Here is an 18571-nt window from a genome sequence, read left to right as displayed (position 1 = left end):
CATGCTTAGGGTAGAGCTACCGGCGCTTATTAGTCGACTGAATGGAATTTCTCGTCATGGCCTCGAGCAGGCCGCCGTGCTGTGCGCAGAGCAGCAAGCACCGGAGGTGACCACCGGTCACCTGCTGCTGGCGCTGGTCGACCAGCCGCTATGTGATGTGCGCTTACTGTTGGAAACGCTTGATATTGATGTCGAGGAGCTGCGCGCAAGAATGGCTGAGGAGAGCCGTCCGCCGCGTGACCTTGAGGTATCGACACCCAGCTTTTCGCCGTTATTAGTAGAGCTGCTGCAGGACGCGTGGTTACTAGCGGCCACCGAGTACGGACATCAAGCGCTTCGCAGCGGCGTGCTTTTCACGGCGCTACTGCACAACGCCCCGCGTTACTTAGGGCCGAAGAGCACGGCGCTGCTGGAAGAGATCAATCGCGAAAACCTACGCCGCCACTTGGAGCGTCTTACGGCCGATTCAGCCGAAGCGCCTCGGGACGGTGCCGACGCTAAACAACGCCAAACTGCCCAGCCTGCTGGCGATGACAGTGCGCTTGCCCGTTTTGCTACCTCGCTGACCGAACAGGCGCGCAATGGTGAGCTTGACCCTGTCCTTGGGCGTGACCCGGAAATCGACCAAATGCTCGATATCCTGGGGCGTCGGCGCAAAAACAACCCCATTGTAATTGGCGATGCCGGGGTGGGTAAAAGTGCAGTGGTAGAAGGTTTAGCGGCACGCATTGTGGCTGGGCAGGTACCCGCTGCGCTGGCAGATGTTGAGCTGCTGACCCTTGACCTAGGTGCGCTGCAAGCCGGTGCCGCGGTGAAAGGCGAGTTTGAGAAGCGCCTGAAAGCGGTGATTGACGAAGTCAAAAATGCTCCGCGCCCTACGCTGTTATTTATAGATGAAGCGCACACGCTGATCGGTGCTGGTAACCAGGAAGGCGGCGGTGACGCGGCCAACTTGCTCAAGCCTGCCCTGGCCCGTGGGGAACTGCGTACTATCGCCGCTACTACCTGGCGTGAGTACAAAAAGTACTTTGAAAAAGACCCGGCACTCTCGCGGCGTTTCCAGCCCATTGCGCTTTCCGAGCCAAGCGTTGAGCAAGCGCTGGTCATCCTGCGCGGTTTGCGGGATGTGTATGAGCGCGCCCATGGCGTGCTGATCGGCGACAGCGGCCTGCGTGCTGCTGCTGCGCTTTCTGCCCGTTACCTGGCCGGTCGGCAACTGCCCGATAAGGCCATTGATGTGTTGGATACCGCCTGTACCCGATTGGCGCAGGCCCTGGATACCCTGCCCCGTAAGCTAAGCCACTTACAGAGTGAGCATATCGCCGCGCTACGTGAGCGTGACCAGGTCGAGCGTGAACGTCTGCTGGGGCGTGAACCCGATAGCGAGCGCCACCACGACTTAACCGAACGTTTAGCCAAGCTGGAAGAGGAGTTGGCAAGCCTGGAAGCCGCCTGGCAAGCGCAGCGCGAATGCGTCGATGCCATTGTGGCGCTACATCGCCAGCTGCTAGAGGCAACGGAGGGCGATGCCGTTGATCAACTTCCCGAGGGCGTTCATCAAGAACTCGCCGAACGGGAGCAGCAGTTGGCCCAGCTGCAAGAGACGTTTGCACTGGTTAATCCTAGCGTTGAAGAGGCGCAAATTGCTCAGGTGATTGGCGATTGGACCGGTGTGCCGGTCGAGCGCATGACCAGCGACGAGCTAACCCGGCTCACCGAACTGCCGACCCATCTGGATGCGCTAATCCAGGGGCAGGGCAGTGCCATTGAGCGTATCCATCGCCACTTGCTAACCGCGCGTGCGGATCTGCGCCGCCCGGGGCGGCCATTGGGCGCATTTCTGCTGGTAGGCCCCAGCGGCGTGGGTAAAACCGAAACCGTGGTGCAAATCGCCGACCAGCTGTATGGCGGTCGTCAGTTTCTTACCACGATCAATATGTCGGAATACCAAGAGAAGCACACGGTTTCACGTCTGATTGGTTCGCCGCCGGGGTATGTAGGGTTTGGGGAAGGCGGGCTACTCACCGAAGCGATCCGCCAGCGCCCTTACTCGGTGGTGCTGCTGGACGAAGTCGAAAAAGCCCATCCCGATGTGCTTAACCTCTTCTACCAAGCGTTTGATAAAGGCGAACTGGCCGACGGGGAAGGGCGCGTGATCGATTGCAAAAACGTGCTGTTTTTCCTGACCTCTAACCTGGGCTACGAAGCCATCGTTAGCTATGGCGATGACCCCGCGGCGCTGGATGCCGCGCTCTACCCGGTGCTGGCTGAGTTCTTCAAACCGGCGCTATTAGCGCGTATGGAAGTAGTGCCTTACTTGCCGCTGAACGGCGATACCCTGCGCGACATCGTCAAGGCCAAGCTGGATACCTTGGCAACACGCATCCGTGAGCGCCATCGCCATGCCGAAGTGGTGCTGGATGACAGCCTGGCCGAGGCAATTTGCAAACGTGCGACGCGGAGTGAAAACGGCGCGCGGATGCTGGAGTCGGTGATCGATGGTGAACTGCTGCCGCCGCTTTCCCGTGCCCTGCTTGAGCGTATGGCGCGGCGCGAGAACGTCAGCCGGGTAGTGCTGGGCACGGATGCCGACAGCGGCGTCTTTACTGCGGAGGTGGCATAGCGCCATGCAGGTAAAGGCTCTTGACCAGCGCTCCGCTAGCGATGCACAGCCTTTAGCCGGGCTGGCGGCTATGCCCATGGCGCTTGCGCTGGTTGAAAGTACCACTCCACGGGAGCTGCGTTTACGCAGCCGCCAACTGCTGGGTAATAGCCTGGGTCTGGCGTGGGTAGAGTGCCTCTATCTGGACAGCAGCGGTCGCTGGGTGGGCCGTGATAATAGTGAGGCGCGCTTCAACTGTGATGAGTTTAGTCACCCCTACGCCCATGCCATCCGCACCGGTAAACCGGTGACACTGGGCGTGGGGGAGGCGCGTACCCGGCTTGATCATCCCGGTTTTCAAGCCCAAATAGCCTCCCTTAGCGGTGATTTGCGGCTACACGTGAGGCCGTTACGACTCCAGGACAGTTCCCGTGAGTGGCTAGGCGTGCTGGCCTTCGTAACGGAAGCGGCAACCTTGACGAACCTCATGGAGTGCAGCGGTTTTGTCGCTTTTGAGGCCCTGCTGTGCCGGTTGTGGTCGCGCCTGGCAAGTAGCCAGGGAGAGCGCCAGAAATCAGCGGTATTGCGTGACTCGTTAGCCAAGCTCAACGACAACACCCGGCGCCAGGGGTTAGCGGCCAAGCTGGCGAGTGATTTGCTGGGTAACTCCATCGCCATGCAAGAGCTTCGGCAGCAGGTGATTCGTGCGGCCGAAACCAATTTAGCGGTGCTACTCCAGGGTGAAACCGGCACTGGTAAAGATCTCGTGGCGAGAGCGATCCACCGTTTCTCGTCACGCGCCAAGGCGCCGTTCATGGCGATTAACTGTGCCGCGATTCCTGAGTCGCTGCTGGAGTCGGAGCTGTTCGGCCATTCTAAAGGGGCGTTTTCAGGCGCTGACCAGGCCAGGGCAGGGCTCATCGCCCAAGCCGACGGCGGTACGCTGTTTCTGGATGAAATCGGCGATATGCCGCTAGCGCTGCAAGCCAAACTGCTCAGGGTGCTGGAGAGCGGCCGCTATCGGCCCCTAGGGTCGAACGAAGAACGCTGTGCAGACCTGCGTCTGATAGCGGCTACCCACCAGCCGCTACGCGAGCAGATCAAACAGCAGCGGTTTCGCGCTGACCTCTACTATCGCTTAGGCCAATTCCCGCTTTCGCTGCCTTCGCTGTCGGCACGGCGTGAAGACATCGCCTTTCTGGCCGAGCACTTTGTTGCTGATTTCTGTGCCCGGGAAGAACGCAGTGAGATGGGCATCACACCTGCCGCGTTGCGACAGCTAAAAGAGCGTGATTACCCCGGCAACGTGCGCGAGCTCAAAAACTTGATCGATTATGCCTGCGCCATGACCCCTGCCGGTGGCGATATTGAAGCCTTGCTCCTGCCCAGCGATACCGCCAGTGGGGCTGATTCAGCGACACCAGAAACCAGCGGCACGCTGAGTAAGATCCATGATCTGCGCCAAGCGGTTCGTGATTATGAAGCGCAATTGATTAGCCAGCGATTGCTTTACTACGGCGGGAATCGTGCCCTTGCAGCAGAGAGCCTGGGAATACCCAAGCGAACGCTCTCCCATAAATGCCAATTGCTAGAACTGGATGCTAAATGAAAGTGACATTCGTAAGTTGCCGATGGCTGCACAGGCTATTGATTTGCCTCTGGCTATTAAGCATGAGCAGCGCACTACAAGCAGAGGATAGCGCAGCTGTATTGGAACAGGCGCATCAGTGCGGCCAAGAAAACTCGCGTTTGGATCGCCTGGGGTGCTACGACAATCTGTTCCTGGACGAGCAGAGCACACCGAGTGATAGCGCTGAATTCCCGCCACTTTGGCACGCAGTTGTCAGCCAAGAGGAGAAACGCAATCCCGATGACTTTGGCCTGATAGTGAGCGCCGAGGGAAGCCAAGTATTAATGACGGTGCCCGCACGGGGCACAACGCCTCCGCGGCCCGTCTTGGTACTGGCCTGCGAGAAGTTAATTACCCGCTTCCAGGTGCACCTGCCCAATGCCTTGGATACCCCCCGCGTGTCGTTGCGGGTCGTCGCGGATGGGCGTGATGTCTCTCAACAGTGGCGAGTGCGCGATGACGGCCACGTGGTAAGCGGTGGGCGCGGCCTGCCCGCCATTGAAACGCTGCGGCAATTATTGAGCGCCAACGAGCTTGTGTTGAGTAGCGACGCAGCGGCACTGGACGGGCTGCGTTTTGATGTATCAGGACTGCGTCAGCAAATTCAACCGCTTCGCAGCGCTTGTCGCTGGTAGTGGGTAGAGGAGTTCGTGATGCGTATAACGGCGGATAGCCACCTTGAACCCCTGCTAGCACCTCTGCCTGCCAATGAGCAGGGCGAGGAGATCGGCGTTGTGCTGGAGGACAGCGCCGATTACCTGCGTCTTGAGGCTGAAATGATGAAGGTCGGTTCATTGCAGCACCAAGACGTTGATTGGGATACGGCAGAAGCATTAGCAATCACTATGCTCAGCCGCAAAGGCAAAGACCTAAAGGTGTTGGGACACTTGCTGCACTGCCTGCAGCATGAAGGCAATGGCGTGCGTTTCGCGCTTTCCCTAAGGCTGCTGACCGGCTGCCTTGAAGCCTGGTGGGCGTTGGCATACCCCTTCAATGGCACACGTGGGGCTAAGTTGCGGCCCAGGCTGTTCCAGCAATTTACCCAACGCACGCTGAAGCTTGCCGCGGGCCTCGACTTTCATAATGCCGAGGATGAGTTTCTGGCCTGCCGCCACTCGCTGGAGAAGCTGCAAACGTTAGCCGCGGACAAGCAGTTGCCCGCTGACTCACTTGACGAGCTGATGCGCCTGCTGGATGAAAAGCAGCCTAATCAAAACCGTGCTGCATCGGCTTCTCAAGGCGGCGACGCTTCCGGTAGCGATGCACGGACGGCTGCGCCTTCTTCCTCCAGTGGTGCTGAAAAGGTTGAGCAGCCCGGTGGGGCAAAAGTCCCCGAACTGCGTCTGGAGGCGGGCAATGAGCGCGCCAACCGCCAGTCTCTGCTCAAAATGGCCGATTTTCTAAACGAGCAAAACCCGGGCGAGCCGCTGGCATACCGCTTGCGTCGCTATGCCATCTGGAGCGCCATCCAGGCGTTACCTGCCGCTCGGGAAGGCGGGCGTACCGAGTTAGCCCCTGTAGCTGCTGACCGGGTGGCGGATTATCGAGAGGCGCTTTCCCGGGGCGGTGACGAAGCGCTTTGGCAGCGCATAGAGAAAAGCGTTGCGGTCAGCCCCTACTGGCTAGAAGGGCATCGCTTGAGTGCCGAGCTGGCCAAGCGCCTAGGGCGGCCGCGGTGCGCTGAGGCTATTCGCGATGAGTCGGTGCGGTTTGTGGAAAGGCTCCCCGGTATTGAGTCGTTAACGTTTAACGATGGCTCGCCTTTTCTAGATAAGGAAACGCAGCAGTGGCTGTATAGCGGCGCTGGCAACGGCGCAAATGACGGCGCCGGTGGCGGTGAAGCATGGCACGCGGGGTTAGAGGAAGCGCGTAGCTATATGGGGAGTGAAGGGTTAGGGCCTGCCTTGCAGGTGCTTGACCAGGGGTTAGCGTCGGCACGCTCCTTGCGCGAGAGCACGTACTGGCGCTTGGCCAGCGCTGATTTGCTGCAGGAGGCGGGGCTAGAAACGCTCGCCCAGCAGCACTACAGCACGCTGCACCAAACTGTTAATGAACTTGATTTAGAGCAGTGGGAACCAGCGCTGGTTTCGCGGCTTCAGGCATCGCTTAGGACATGACCTCAGGGTATGGCAACGATGATCGACTTTATCACTAGGGACGAGGATTAAAGGCTCATGTGGGGAACATTGAAATCAAGGCTGAGCCGCTGGGTGCCCGGCTTTTCACGTGCACAGAGCACTCACAATCGCGCCAAAGCGCAAGCTAACAGAGTCAAGGGGTTAGGGCGGCTTTCCATGGCCATGTGGGGCGTATTAATCGTGCTCCTATTAGTGGCCATCTGGTGGTTAGGGCCTAGCTGGGAAGTGCGTGACAGCTACCCATTAGGCCCCTGGGTCAATCGTTTACTGGCCACCTTGGCGCTAGTAACGTTAGTGGCGGTGATTTGGGGCGTTCGGCTTTCCCGTCGACTGCGCGAAGCCGATGAGCTCGCGCAGGATATGGAGTCGCAGCAGGCAGACCCCATCCAGGAAAGTATCGACCAGCAGGAAACCTCGCTGAACAGCGTGCTATCCGAAATTATTGATAGTGTTGGCAGTGGGGACAGCAGCCGCTATCGCCTTCCCTGGTATTTGGTCATGGGGGTCGAAAACGCGGGCAAAACCAGCTTGGTCAATCGCTCGGGGCAAAATTTCGCTCTGTCCAATGTCATGAAAGCCTCTGGCATCAGCAGCAAGAAAAATCGCTTTGGTTTTGACTGGTGGATTGGCGATAAAGCGATACTCATCGACCCTGATGGCGAGTTATTGACTCAAGGCGCACTGGAAACGGGCGAGCCTGACGAACTGAATAGCCGCCTATGGGATCACTTCACCGAGTGGCTAGAGCGTAACCGCCCACGCCGCCCGCTGGACGGCGTTGTGCTGGTGTTGGATCTAGCCCGTCTTAGCCACGCCCAGGTAGCCGTTCGTAAAGCGTACGCGACGCTGTTACGCAGCCGCCTGCGCGAGTTGATGGAGCGCCACGGCAGCCGACTACCGGTTTACGTCACCTTCAGTAAAATGGATTTGCTGCACGGTTTTGACGATTTTTTCCGCCATTACTCCCGTGTTGCACGGCGGGCGCCGTTAGGCTTTACCTTCTCGGCTAAATCCATCGATACACCGGGACAGTGGGAAGAAGAGTTCGCCGCCGCTTACGACAACATGCTGGAACGCCTTAATCGCGCAATGCCTACCATGCTGGCAGAGTGCCGCGACCGGGAAGAACGGGAATCGGTATTTCGCTTTGTGCGCCAGCTAGCAGGGCTGCGTGATGTATTGCTCGGCTTCCTCAGCGAGGCGCTTTCCAGCGACCGCTTTTCCACCGCGGCGATTGTACGCGGCACGTATTTCACCTCGGTTTATCAGCAGGGGGTGCCTGAAGATCCTTTCGTTGATGCAGCGGCCCGCCGTTATGGCATGTCCGAAAGCGTTCAGCCTGCGCACCGTGCCACGCGCAGCGCCCTGTATTTCACTGAAGAACTGTTTGAGAAAGTCATTTATCCAGAAGCGGGGCTGGCCGGTGATAACGCAAAAGTCGCCCGCCGTCGCCAGCGCACTCGCCAGGCGTGCATCGTCGGTTGCATGTTAGTGAGTGCGGTAATGATCGGTGGGTGGAGTCATTTCTACCAGAAAAACGCGACCTCGCTTTCCACCGTCGAGCACCGGGCGGAAACTTTCCTGGCCACCCATCCCGAAGAGTTTCAGAGCGACGACCCAACGGGCTACGAAATGCTGGCGCCGTTGGATCGCCTGCGCGATGCGATGCACACCTTTGAAGACTACCGAACGCACACGCCGTTCCTGGCTGATATGGGGCTGTATCAAGGCCACATTATTGGTGGCCAGTTAGAAAACGCCTACCTCGCCATGCTGGAGTACCAATTCCTACCGGCGTTGATGGTGGGCATCATGGATGACATGAATCGCGAAGAGGAGGGCAGTAACGCCAAGCTGGCGCTGCTGCGCATTTTGCGCATGATGTCTGACGCCAGCGGCCGCCAGCCCGAACGCGTACACGACTTTATGGCGCAGCGTTGGCAGTCGGATTTCCCCCAGCGTGGTGAAATCCAAGACCGCTTACTGGCTCATTTAGATTACGCCCTGCAGCACAGCGATTTGGAAAGCCGGGTTGCCGCTGGTAATCGGCGCGCTGAATATGCCATGGCGCCACTACGCGGCAGCTTAGTCGCCGCAATTGACGACCTATCACGCCTGCCGATGGATGAGCGGGTCTACGCCACCATGAAAGCTGACAGTAGCCGACGCGGTGATCCTCTCGACCTGCGCCGTCAGGTGGGGTCGATGTTCAACACGGTGTTTATGGCGCGTAACGATGAGCCGTCTTATGTTCAACTGCCGTATCTGGTTACCCGGGGAGGCTTTGAAAATCACTTCCTGCAACAGCTTGATAGGGCAACCGAGCTAGCGCTTATCGACCTGTGGGTCTTGGATCAGCGCGAAGACATCAACTTCAGCAACGCTGACCGGCAGCAACTGCAAGACGCCCTGCGTGACTATTATGTCAGTGATTATCGCGTGAGTTGGCGTGATGCCCTGCGCAACACCCAGCTTGTGCCCCTGCCGGATATTCACCAGGCAGCGGTGGTCGCCGATGCGCTGGTCAGCGCAGAGCGCCCGTTAGACCGTCTGTTAGCAGCGGTCGAGCAGAATACCCGTCTCTATCCCGAACTGCCTGAAGATGACGAGGAAGCACGTGAAGCGCTACAGCGCTCACCGCGCTATCAGCTTGCTCACGATATCGAGCAGCAGTTTACCGCGATTAACAAGCTCTCCAATCCTCAAGAGGGGGATCCCTCCTCGTTGGAGGAGATCAAATCGGCGGTGACGGAGTTGCGCGATTACCTGCTCGATATAGAAGAGGCCAGCGACCCAGGGCGTGCTGCTTTCATCGGTGCGCGTGACCGCTTATCGCTGCGCGGCGATGATCCCATTTATCGCCTGCAACGTATCGCTGACAGCTCTCCCGAGCCGGTGGCGGGCATGCTGAAAAGCCTGGCGGATCAAAGCTGGCAGCTCATCATGGCAAGCGCTATCAGTCACCTGGAAAATATCTGGATAGATGAGGTAGTGGCGCCCTATCAAGAGCGTTTAGCCGGGCGCTATCCGCTGGTGCCCAGTGCAAGCCGGGATGCTTCGCTAAGCGACTTTGAAGCCTTCTTTGCCCCTGAAGGCATCCTCGACAACTTCTATCAGGATAACTTGCAGCCCTTTATCGAAGGTGCGCCTGAGCAACTGGTGGATACCCAGGGCAATTCGCTACTGCGTGAAAACGTGTTTGCCGCCGTGTCACAGGCGGAACAAATTCGCCGTGCCTACTTTGGCCCTGATGGTGCGCTAGACGTCGAGTTCTCTCTTGAGCCGATCAGCTTAAGCCCCGACAAGCGGCGCAGTGTGATCAGCGCCGATGGCCAGCTCATCGAGTACACCCATAGTGCCAGCAGCCGGGTATCGATGATTTGGCCTAATACGCTGCGTGGCGGCACTGATAGCCGCATTACCATGGTGCCCAGCCAGGTAAACCGCTCGCCGCGGAGTATGACCCGCGATGGCGCCTGGGCCTGGTTCCGGCTGTTGGAAGAGGCCAACATCACCAGCGTTAATGAGCGTGAGTTAGAGCTACGTTTCAACGTTGACGGGGGCGCTATGCGTTATCGCCTATTTACCGATAGCGCCCCCAATCCCTTTACCCGTTCGCCCGCCGCAGGCTTCCAGCTACCGTCAGCACTCTATGCAGAACGAGGCCCCTATGCTGACGAAACTTAAGCAGTGGCTCTCTCCCTCACCTAGCGCGACCCATGGCCACCCAGGTGGCCATGCGGATAGCGGCCCTAATGTTAATGGCCAAGCATCTTCGCGTGCACTTGAAAACGCCCGCGAAGGGGATATCGATAGTTTTATCGAAGCCGTCCAGCGTGCCGATGCAAAAGGGCATTCGCCCTGGGTACTGCGTGACAAGGCCTACCTGGATACGCTGCGTCGCGCGCTGGAATTTACCCTGCATCGCCAGGTGTGGTTGCAGCGCGAGCAAGAGCACGTTGAACACTGGCAGGGGCGTTTACTCGCCCTGCGCCATGGGGATGGCCCGCCGCTGGGGATGGTGTTGGCCTGCCGACCCGATGACGAAGCCGCCTGGCAGCTGCGCTTCTTCTTTATCAGCCAAGAGTGGAAAGGCAGCGGCCATGGCGCACGCCTGCTGACCGCTGCGCGGCTGAGTCTAAGCGGCGTACCGCTACAAACGCGGCTACCGCTGGGCTGCCACACGGCGATTCAAAGCCTGGAAGCGGCGGGATTTCAGCGCATGTACGTTGATGCTTTTGAGGTAGCGAGCTACGAAGCGCCCGCTCAGTGGGATGTGAGACAGTGAAAAGGATTCTCATAGTGGCTGATGGTACCGGTCTGGGAGCAGTTTTAATATTATTTATGCCATAATGATATAACCACCTTTCAATAAAGAATTTCCCGCATTCTACAGCTATCGTTAGGCTTATAACTATTGTCCACGTCTACCAAAAGCGCCTGTTTGTTAACAGGCGCTTTTGGCATTGCAAAAGGTGAGTGTATGTCTACAACGACTGCTGCTGTGCCGCAGAGCTATCGCGTACCACTGATAGCCACAGCGGCGATTGTGCTGGGTGCGTTGCTTATTGGGGTTGTCTTTGACGCCAATATTGGCCTGCTGATGATCGTCGGCGGGCTGTTTGGCATGGTGCTGTATCACGCTGCGTTTGGTTTTACCTCAGCGTGGCGGGTATTTATTACTGAGCGGCGCGGGCGTGGCTTGCGTGCCCAGATGGTGATGCTGGCCATTGCGGTGGTGCTGTTTTTCCCTGCCTTGGGGGCGGGCTCCCTGTTTGGCAACGAGGTGTCGGGCTTTGTGGCGCCCATTGGTATCTCTGTGCTTGTGGGGGCGTTCCTGTTCGGTGTGGGCATGCAGTTGGGCGGCGGCTGTGCCTCCGGCACGCTGTTTACTGCGGGCGGTGGTAACGCACGCATGCTGATCACGTTGGTGTTTTTTATTGTCGGCTCGGTGATTGGCAGCGCGCATTTTGCCTGGTGGCAGAGCTTACCGGCCTTTCAACCGGTATCGCTGGTTAATGTCGCCGGGGTCAGTGGCGGGATCGCCATTAGCCTGGTGCTGTTTGCTGCTATTGCGGCGTTTACCTGGGTGATGGAGAAGCGTCGCCATGGTCAGTTAGAGCAGGCGCCTATGGTCGATAAGCATGGCTATGAGCGCTGGTTGACTGGGCCTTGGCCGTTAGTGGCTGGCGCGGTGGCGTTGGCGCTGCTCAACTTTGTCACCTTGGCATTGGCGGGCCGCCCTTGGGGAATTACCTCTGCGTTTGCGCTGTGGGGGGCTAAAGGCTTTGAGCTGGTGGGCGGCGATGTCAGCCAGTGGGGCTATTGGCAGTCCCCAGGTAACGCCGCGGCTCTTGAAGCCAGCGTATGGAGCGATATCACCACGGTAATGAACGTCGGCATTATGTTGGGCGCGCTGGCTGCTGCAAGCTTGGCGGGGCGCTTTGCGCCTAACTTCAGGATTCCGCTGAAATCTATCTTGGCCGCAGTCATTGGCGGCATCTTGCTGGGTTATGGCGCGCGTTTGGCGTTTGGCTGCAATATTGGTGCTTACTTCAGCGGCATTGCCTCTGGCAGCCTCCACGGTTGGGTATGGTTGGTAGCAGCGTTTGCAGGCAACATGTTTGGCGTTAAGCTGCGGCCGTTCTTTTTTGCTGGCGTAGAGGGCCGCAAACCTACCGCTAAAACGTGCTAAGGCGTTGTTGATGATATAGCTGATAACTTAGCTAATGGCATCGGTAAGGGAATAGTTAATAGTGTCATTACGCCTCGGTTTAGTCGCCCTAAATCGAGGCGTTTTTATGTCAACATGGTCGCTCTCTTCCACCTTTGTCGCAGGAGCATGTTACATTACGCTCAAACGCCGCAAACGCCCGATGTTGCTGCATTGCAGCAGTGATTGACATAAAAAAGAGAGTGCTTATGACTACCCAGAGTAGACGCCCCCTATACCTTCCTTACGCCGGTCCTTCTTTGCTCGAAATGCCGCTATTGAACAAAGGCAGCGCGTTTACTCAGCAGGAGCGCTTGGCGTTTAACCTGATTGGTTTGCTGCCGCAAAAGGTGGAAACCATTGAAGACCAGCTTGAGCGTGCCTATCGCCAGTACCAGCAGTGCCATAGCAGCCTTGAGAAGCATATACATCTTCGCGCCATTCAAGATGACAACGAAACGCTCTATTTCCGTCTCGTATCCCAGCACCTTGAAGAGATGCTGCCGATTATTTATACCCCCACGGTAGGGCAGGCGTGTCAGGAATTTTCCAATATTTACCGTAACCACCGCGGCCTGTTTATTAGCTACCCTGACCGCGAGCATATGGATGATATCCTGCGCAGCGCCACTAAAGATAACGTCAAAGTGATCGTAGTGACGGACGGTGAGCGTATTCTAGGCCTTGGCGACCAGGGGATCGGGGGCATGGGTATCCCGATTGGTAAACTGGCGCTGTATACCGCCTGTGGCGGCATTAGCCCCGCCTACACGCTGCCGATCATGATTGATGTGGGCACCAATAACAAAGCGTTACTGGATGACCCCATGTACATGGGCTGGCGCCAGGAGCGGGTAGGGCAAGAAGAGTACGATGCGTTCATGGCGGAATTTATTGCCGCGGTGAAGCGTCGTTGGCCAAATGTATTGCTGCAGTTTGAGGACTTTGCCCAGGCCAATGCGGTGCCGCTGTTAGAGCGTTACCGCAACGAGCTTTGCTGCTTCAATGACGATGTGCAGGGCACCGCCTCTGTGGTGGTCGGCACCTTGATGGCCGCTTGTCAGGCCCGGGAAGAGACCATTGCCCAGCAGCGGGTAGTGTTTGTGGGGGGCGGTTCGGCGGGTTGTGGAATCGCCGAGCAGGTGGTCGTAGCGATGGAAGCGGAGGGTTTGACCGAAAGCGAAGCGCGATCGCGCATTTACATTGTCGATCGCGAAGGCTTGATGACCAGCAATCAAGAGTGGCAGCGCGACTTCCAGCGCCGGCTAGCCCATGACCCTTCGCTAGTCGCGGAGTGGAACGGCCAGGGCCTGGAAGAGACGATCGCTCAAATCAAGCCGACGGTATTGATCGGCGTTTGCGGCCAGCGCGGTATCTTTACCGAGCAGGTGGTGCGCACCATGCATGCGGGCTGTGAACACCCGGTCATCATGCCGCTGTCTAACCCTACTTCCCAGGCAGAGGCCGTGCCAGAGGATGTTATTCGCTGGACCGACGGCCAAGCCTTGGTAGCGACCGGTAGCCCCTTTGCGCCGGTGGTTTACAACGGTCGCACTTATCCGATTGCCCAGTGCAACAATGCCTATATCTTCCCGGGCATTGGATTGGGCGTGATTGCTGCCAGTGCTAATCGAGTCACCGACGAGATGCTGATGAGTGCCTCACGGGCGCTGGCCCGTGAAGCGCCGCTGGTTAAAGAGGGCAAGGGTGCTTTGCTGCCGCCGCTGTCGCGTATTCGCGATATCAGCAAGTCGATTGCATTTGAAGTCGCTGCTCAGGCGCAGCAGAACGGGGTGGCGTTAAAAACCAGTGGTACGACGCTGCGCGAGTTAATCGAAAAAGCGTCCTGGACTCCGGATTACCGCACGTATCGTCGTCGCGCTTTTTAAGCGTTCGGCTAAAAAAAAGCCCCCACCGAGGTGGGGGCATGCAAGCATTGGTAGGTTTTACCCTTTAGGCTGCGCCGATCATCTTGCGCAGCACGTAGTGAAGGATACCACCGTGACGGTAGTAAGCCAGCTCGTTTACCGTATCAATTCGGCACTTGGCATCAACGCTACGTTCCCCGTCGGCATTTTTGATCACGATTTTGACGTTGCCACCTGGCGTCAGGTCGCTTAAGCCGGCAATCGAAATCTCTTCATCCCCGGTTAATCCCAGCGTTTGACGGCTTTCGCCTTCGGCAAACTGCAGCGGTACAACGCCCATGCCGATCAGGTTAGAGCGGTGAATACGCTCGAAGGATTCGGCGATCACCGCGCGGACACCCAGCAAACGAGTGCCTTTGGCTGCCCAATCCCTTGAAGAGCCGGTGCCGTACTCTTTACCGGCGATGACTACCAACGGTTTGCCTTCCTCTTTGTACTTCATGGCCGCATCGTAAATAGCCATCTGCTCACCGCTGGGTACGTGGCGTGTTTCACCGCCGACCACGCCATCGAGCATCTCATTCTTGATTCGCACGTTGGCGAAGGTGCCGCGCATCATGACTTCATGGTTACCCCGGCGTGAGCCGTAGGAGTTGAAGTCGACTGGTTTGACACCGTGCTCTTGCAGGTAGCGCCCGGCGGGGCTGTCAGGCTTGATGGCACCGGCTGGGGAAATATGGTCGGTGGTCACCGAATCACCCAGCATGGCAAGTACACGGGCGCTGTGCACATCTTCAATGGCATCCGGTTCGCGGCCCATGCCTTCAAAGAAGGGCGGGTGCTGAATATAGGTAGATCCAGGCCATTGATAGACCTTACTTTCTGACACGTCGATGGCTTTCCAGACGTCGTCACCCTCAAACACCGCGCCGTACTCTTTACGGAACATGGCGGTGTTGACCTGTTCGACGGCGCTGGCAATCTCGGCTTGGCTGGGCCAGATATCTTTGAGGTAGACCGGGTCGCCGTTACTGTCGTTGCCCAGTGGCTCCTGGGTAAGGTCAAGCTGGACATTGCCGGCCAGGGCGTAAGCCACCACCAGGGGCGGTGAAGCCAGCCAGTTGGTTTTGACCAACGGGTGTACGCGGCCTTCAAAGTTACGGTTACCGGAGAGCACAGAGGCCACGGCGAGGTCGCCGCTGTTGATCGCTTTTTCGATCTCATCGGGCAGCGGGCCGGAGTTGCCGATACAGGTGGTGCAGCCGTAGCCGACCAGGTTGAAGCCCAATGCATCTAGGTCGTCGTTTAATTCAGCGGCTTCCAGATAATCGGTGACCACTTTGGAACCCGGTGCTAAGGAGGTTTTTACCCAGGGCTTGGTGGTTAACCCCTTTTCACGCGCTTTACGTGCCAGCAGACCGGCGGCCATCATTACGCTGGGGTTAGAGGTGTTGGTGCACGAAGTAATCGCTGCAATCACCACCGCCCCTGGGTCAAGGCTGAAATCATGATCGTCAAGCTTGACGGTCTGGCTGGTGTCATCTTCGAAGCTGCGCGCCACCCCCACGGCGGTTTGGCCCCCTTCAGAGGAGAGTTTCCCCTTTGCGCTGGCATCCGCGTTGACGTCTTCTTGCATGAACTTATCAAAGGCCGCCGCCATGTCTTTCAGCGCCACGCGATCCTGAGGGCGTTTGGGGCCCGCTAAGCTGGCCTCTACCTCGGTCATGTCCAGTTCCAGCGCGTCGGTAAAGATCGGCTCATCGCTGGGTTCACGCCATAGCCCTTGGGCTTTGCTGTAGGCTTCCACCAGAGCGACTTGCTCATCTTCACGCCCTGTTAAGCGCATATAGTTCAGCGTTTCATCATCGACCGGGAAGAAACCACACGTAGCACCATACTCAGGGGCCATATTGGCGATAGTGGCGCGATCCGCTAGCGGCAGATCTTTCAAACCGTCGCCGTAAAACTCGACAAATTTACCCACTACCCCTTTTTTACGCAGCATTTCGGTAACGGTGAGTACTAGATCCGTGGCGGTGATACCTTCGCGAAGCTTGCCGGTTAATTTAAAGCCAATCACTTCGGGGATCAGCATCGACACCGGCTGCCCGAGCATGGCTGCTTCGGCTTCAATGCCGCCCACGCCCCAACCAAGCACGCCCAGGCCGTTGATCATGGTGGTGTGGGAGTCGGTGCCGACGAGGGTGTCGGGGTAGGCAAAGGTCTTACCGTCTTCGTCCTTGACCCATACCGTTCTGCCTAGGTACTCCAGGTTGACCTGGTGGCAAATGCCGGTGCCGGGGGGCACCACGCTGAAGTTGTCAAACGCCTGCTGTCCCCAGCGCAGAAACTCATAGCGCTCGCGGTTGCGCTGCATTTCGATATCGACATTCTCTTGAAATGCAGCCGGGTTGCCGAACTTATCGACCATTACCGAGTGGTCGATCACAAGATCGACGGGGGAAAGCGGATTAATTTTCGCCGGGTCTTCGCCCAGGCTTTCAACCGCGGCCCGCATGGAGGCTAAATCCACCACGCCGGGCACGCCGGTAAAGTCCTGCATGAGTACCCGTGCCGGGCGGTAGCCGATTTCGCGGCTGGATTTGCCCTCGGCCTGCCAGTCGACCAGGGCCTGCATATCTTCTTGATCTACGCTTTCGTCATCGGCGAAGCGCAGCTGGTTTTCGAGTAGAATCTTGAGCGTCTTGGGTAGCCGGTCAATGTTGCCCAGGGTATCGGCCGCTTGGGGCAGGCTGTAGTAGTGATACGTTTTACTGCCAACCTCTAGGGTGCTTAGCGTATCGGGTATCTTGCTCATATCTCTCTCCTCTGGTTGCTGAGCGCTGAGCTCAGCGGTACGGTCACGATCTTTCTTTAGTATGGGTTTCCCCCAGTATGGCGTTGATTTAGTAATAACACATGGGTCTTTACACTAGGGCTTTCAAGGTTTCTTCGCCTAATAGCGTAGACGAAACCTTGCAATAGCTTGTACTTGACACCATTTCAGGCAGACTCTGTGGCTAATTTTTTCAAAGCTATTAACACAGCTAGCGACAAAGCTATCAGTCAGATATTTACAAGGTGGTGTCATGGAAACTCGTCATGAGCGTTTAATTATTCTTGGATCCGGCCCTGCCGGCTATACGGCTGCTGTGTATGCCGCACGGGCCAACCTGAAGCCACTGCTGATTACCGGTATTCAGGCGGGTGGCCAATTGACCACCACAACCGATGTGGATAACTGGCCCGGCGACGCTGAAGGCGTACAAGGGCCGGAGTTGATGGAGCGTATGAAGCAGCACGCCGAACGTTTCAATACAGAGGTGCTGTTTGATCACATCAATGAGGTTAGCTTAGGTGAAAAGCCCTTTACCTTAAAAGGCGATAGCGGCATTTATACTTGCGATGCCCTGATCGTGGCGACCGGTGCCAGTGCACGTTACTTGGGGCTGCCCACAGAACAACAGTTCATGGGCCAAGGGGTATCTGCCTGCGCTACCTGCGATGGCTTTTTCTACCGCAACCAGGAAGTCATTGTGGTGGGCGGTGGTAATACCGCTGTGGAAGAAGCTCTTTATCTCTCTAACATCGCTTCCAAAGTGACCTTGGTACACCGCCGTGACACGCTGCGGGCGGAAAAAATTCTCCAAGATAAGCTGTTCGAGAAAGCTGAGGCGGGCAAAATCGCCCTTGAGTGGTTCCAGGAAGTCGAAGAAGTGCTCGGCGATAACTCCGGCGTTACGGGAGTGCGGGTTAAATCCACTAAAGATGGTTCAAGCAAAGAGATCCATGCGCCTGGTCTATTTATTGCCATTGGCCATAGCCCCAACACGGGGATCTTTGCTGGTCAGTTAGACATGAACGGCGGCTATATCAAGGTGCACTCAGGCCTTGAAGGGAATGCCACCGCGACCAGCGTTCCGGGCGTGTTTGCCTGTGGCGATGTTATGGATCACATTTACCGTCAAGCGATTACCTCGGCGGGCAGTGGCTGCATGGCAGCGCTGGATGCCGAGCGCTATTTAGACGGTATTGCCGGGTAAACCTTAGTCACGTGGAGCGTCAACAGGCCTTAGCAATCAATAGGCGCTCCATCAACACGCAAGCGGCCCAATTGGCTAAGTACCAGTTTCTTACCTTTGGCGCCGCTGCCTGAGCAAATAGCAAAACTGCCGTTGTAACCGCTGGTATAGCCTAACGGGCTGTAACGGATACGCGACCAGCCCCGGTTGTAAGACACTTGCGTACCTTGTTGCGCGGGGACAATACGCAAAATATCGTCTTCAGTGATGCTCTCGGTTTTATTGCCTCGCACGATCATTAGTTCTCCACTCCAGTCATTAGCGCAGGCCTTGTGGTTTGCAGAGGCGGGGCAAAGCGTCAACTGGCGGCGTTGGCTAATCGCCGTATTGCGCGCTAACGAAAACGCACTCTGGAATCGATTAATCTCGCTGGTCTGTGCAGCACGCTTCCCCAGTGCTTGAAAATTGGGCAGCCCCCAGGCGGCGATAATACCCACCAGCAGCAGCGTGACCAGTAGCTCAAACAGCGTAAACCCGCTTTCAGGTGTGGTGTGCGTCTTGACGTGAAAACGGCTCATCGTCTCTCCTTACTTGACCT

At 57.4% G+C, this 18571-nt stretch carries 11 protein-coding genes; 9 read left to right on the top strand and 2 right to left on the bottom strand.

Annotation, left to right across the window (positions count from 1 at the left end; all coding sequences use genetic code 11):
• Window position 1: 1 nt before the first annotated feature.
• From tssH to KF947_RS07060, 8 genes are all read left to right on the top strand, one after another.
• Entirely contained in the window at window positions 2-2623 is a 2622-nt protein-coding gene (gene tssH, locus KF947_RS07095; RefSeq protein ID WP_227405811.1) for a type VI secretion system ATPase TssH, read from the top strand.
• Between the two features lie 4 nt (window positions 2624-2627).
• Complete coding sequence (locus KF947_RS07090; RefSeq protein WP_227405810.1) at window positions 2628-4211, top strand: sigma-54 interaction domain-containing protein; 1584 nt, start codon at window positions 2628-2630, stop codon at window positions 4209-4211.
• Between the two features lie 62 nt (window positions 4212-4273).
• Window positions 4274-4867, top strand: a complete 594-nt coding sequence (gene vasI, locus KF947_RS07085; RefSeq protein WP_227405809.1) for a type VI secretion system-associated protein VasI — start codon at window positions 4274-4276, stop codon at window positions 4865-4867.
• 18 nt (window positions 4868-4885) lie between these two features.
• Complete coding sequence (gene tssA, locus KF947_RS07080) at window positions 4886-6349, top strand: type VI secretion system protein TssA (RefSeq protein ID WP_227405808.1); 1464 nt, start codon at window positions 4886-4888, stop codon at window positions 6347-6349.
• Window positions 6350-6526: 177 nt separating this feature from the next.
• The gene (gene tssM, locus KF947_RS07075) at window positions 6527-10057 is read left to right on the top strand and encodes a type VI secretion system membrane subunit TssM (protein WP_227405807.1); all 3531 of its coding nucleotides are present in this window, start codon (window positions 6527-6529) and stop codon (window positions 10055-10057) included.
• Window positions 10041-10658 carry a GNAT family N-acetyltransferase gene (locus KF947_RS07070; RefSeq protein WP_227405806.1) on the top strand — a complete coding sequence of 206 codons (618 nt, stop codon included), beginning with the start codon at window positions 10041-10043 and terminating at the stop codon, window positions 10656-10658. The genes tssM and KF947_RS07070 overlap by 17 nt, the downstream gene beginning before the upstream one ends.
• 195 nt (window positions 10659-10853) lie before the next feature.
• Window positions 10854-12065, top strand: coding sequence for a YeeE/YedE family protein (locus tag KF947_RS07065; RefSeq protein WP_133733188.1), 1212 nt, complete (start codon window positions 10854-10856; stop codon window positions 12063-12065).
• 227 nt (window positions 12066-12292) lie between these two features.
• On the top strand, window positions 12293-13972 hold the full coding sequence (locus KF947_RS07060; protein WP_133733187.1) for an NAD-dependent malic enzyme: 1680 nt from the start codon (window positions 12293-12295) through the stop codon (window positions 13970-13972).
• A 64-nt stretch (window positions 13973-14036) separates the two neighbouring features.
• Here the strand turns inward: KF947_RS07060 and acnA are convergent, their stop codons facing one another.
• On the bottom strand, window positions 14037-16769 hold the full coding sequence (acnA, locus tag KF947_RS07055) for an aconitate hydratase AcnA (RefSeq protein ID WP_227405805.1): 2733 nt from the start codon (window positions 16767-16769) through the stop codon (window positions 14037-14039).
• Window positions 16770-17040: 271 nt separating this feature from the next.
• On the opposite strand from acnA, the gene trxB reads away from it, so the two are divergent.
• On the top strand, window positions 17041-17994 hold the full coding sequence (gene trxB, locus KF947_RS07050) for a thioredoxin-disulfide reductase (RefSeq protein ID WP_227405804.1): 954 nt from the start codon (window positions 17041-17043) through the stop codon (window positions 17992-17994).
• Between the two features lie 29 nt (window positions 17995-18023).
• On the opposite strand, the gene KF947_RS07045 is transcribed toward trxB, so the two are convergent.
• Entirely contained in the window at window positions 18024-18551 is a 528-nt protein-coding gene (locus KF947_RS07045) for a GspH/FimT family pseudopilin (protein ID WP_223288702.1), read from the bottom strand.
• Window positions 18552-18571 lie beyond the last annotated feature (20 nt).

Origin of the sequence: Halomonas sp. FeN2, assembly GCF_020595105.1 — a bacterium.
Lineage (GTDB): Bacteria > Pseudomonadota > Gammaproteobacteria > Pseudomonadales > Halomonadaceae > Vreelandella > Vreelandella neptunia.
Note: the sequence above shows the minus strand (reverse complement) of the source record. Positions and strands in the feature narration are given on the sequence as shown.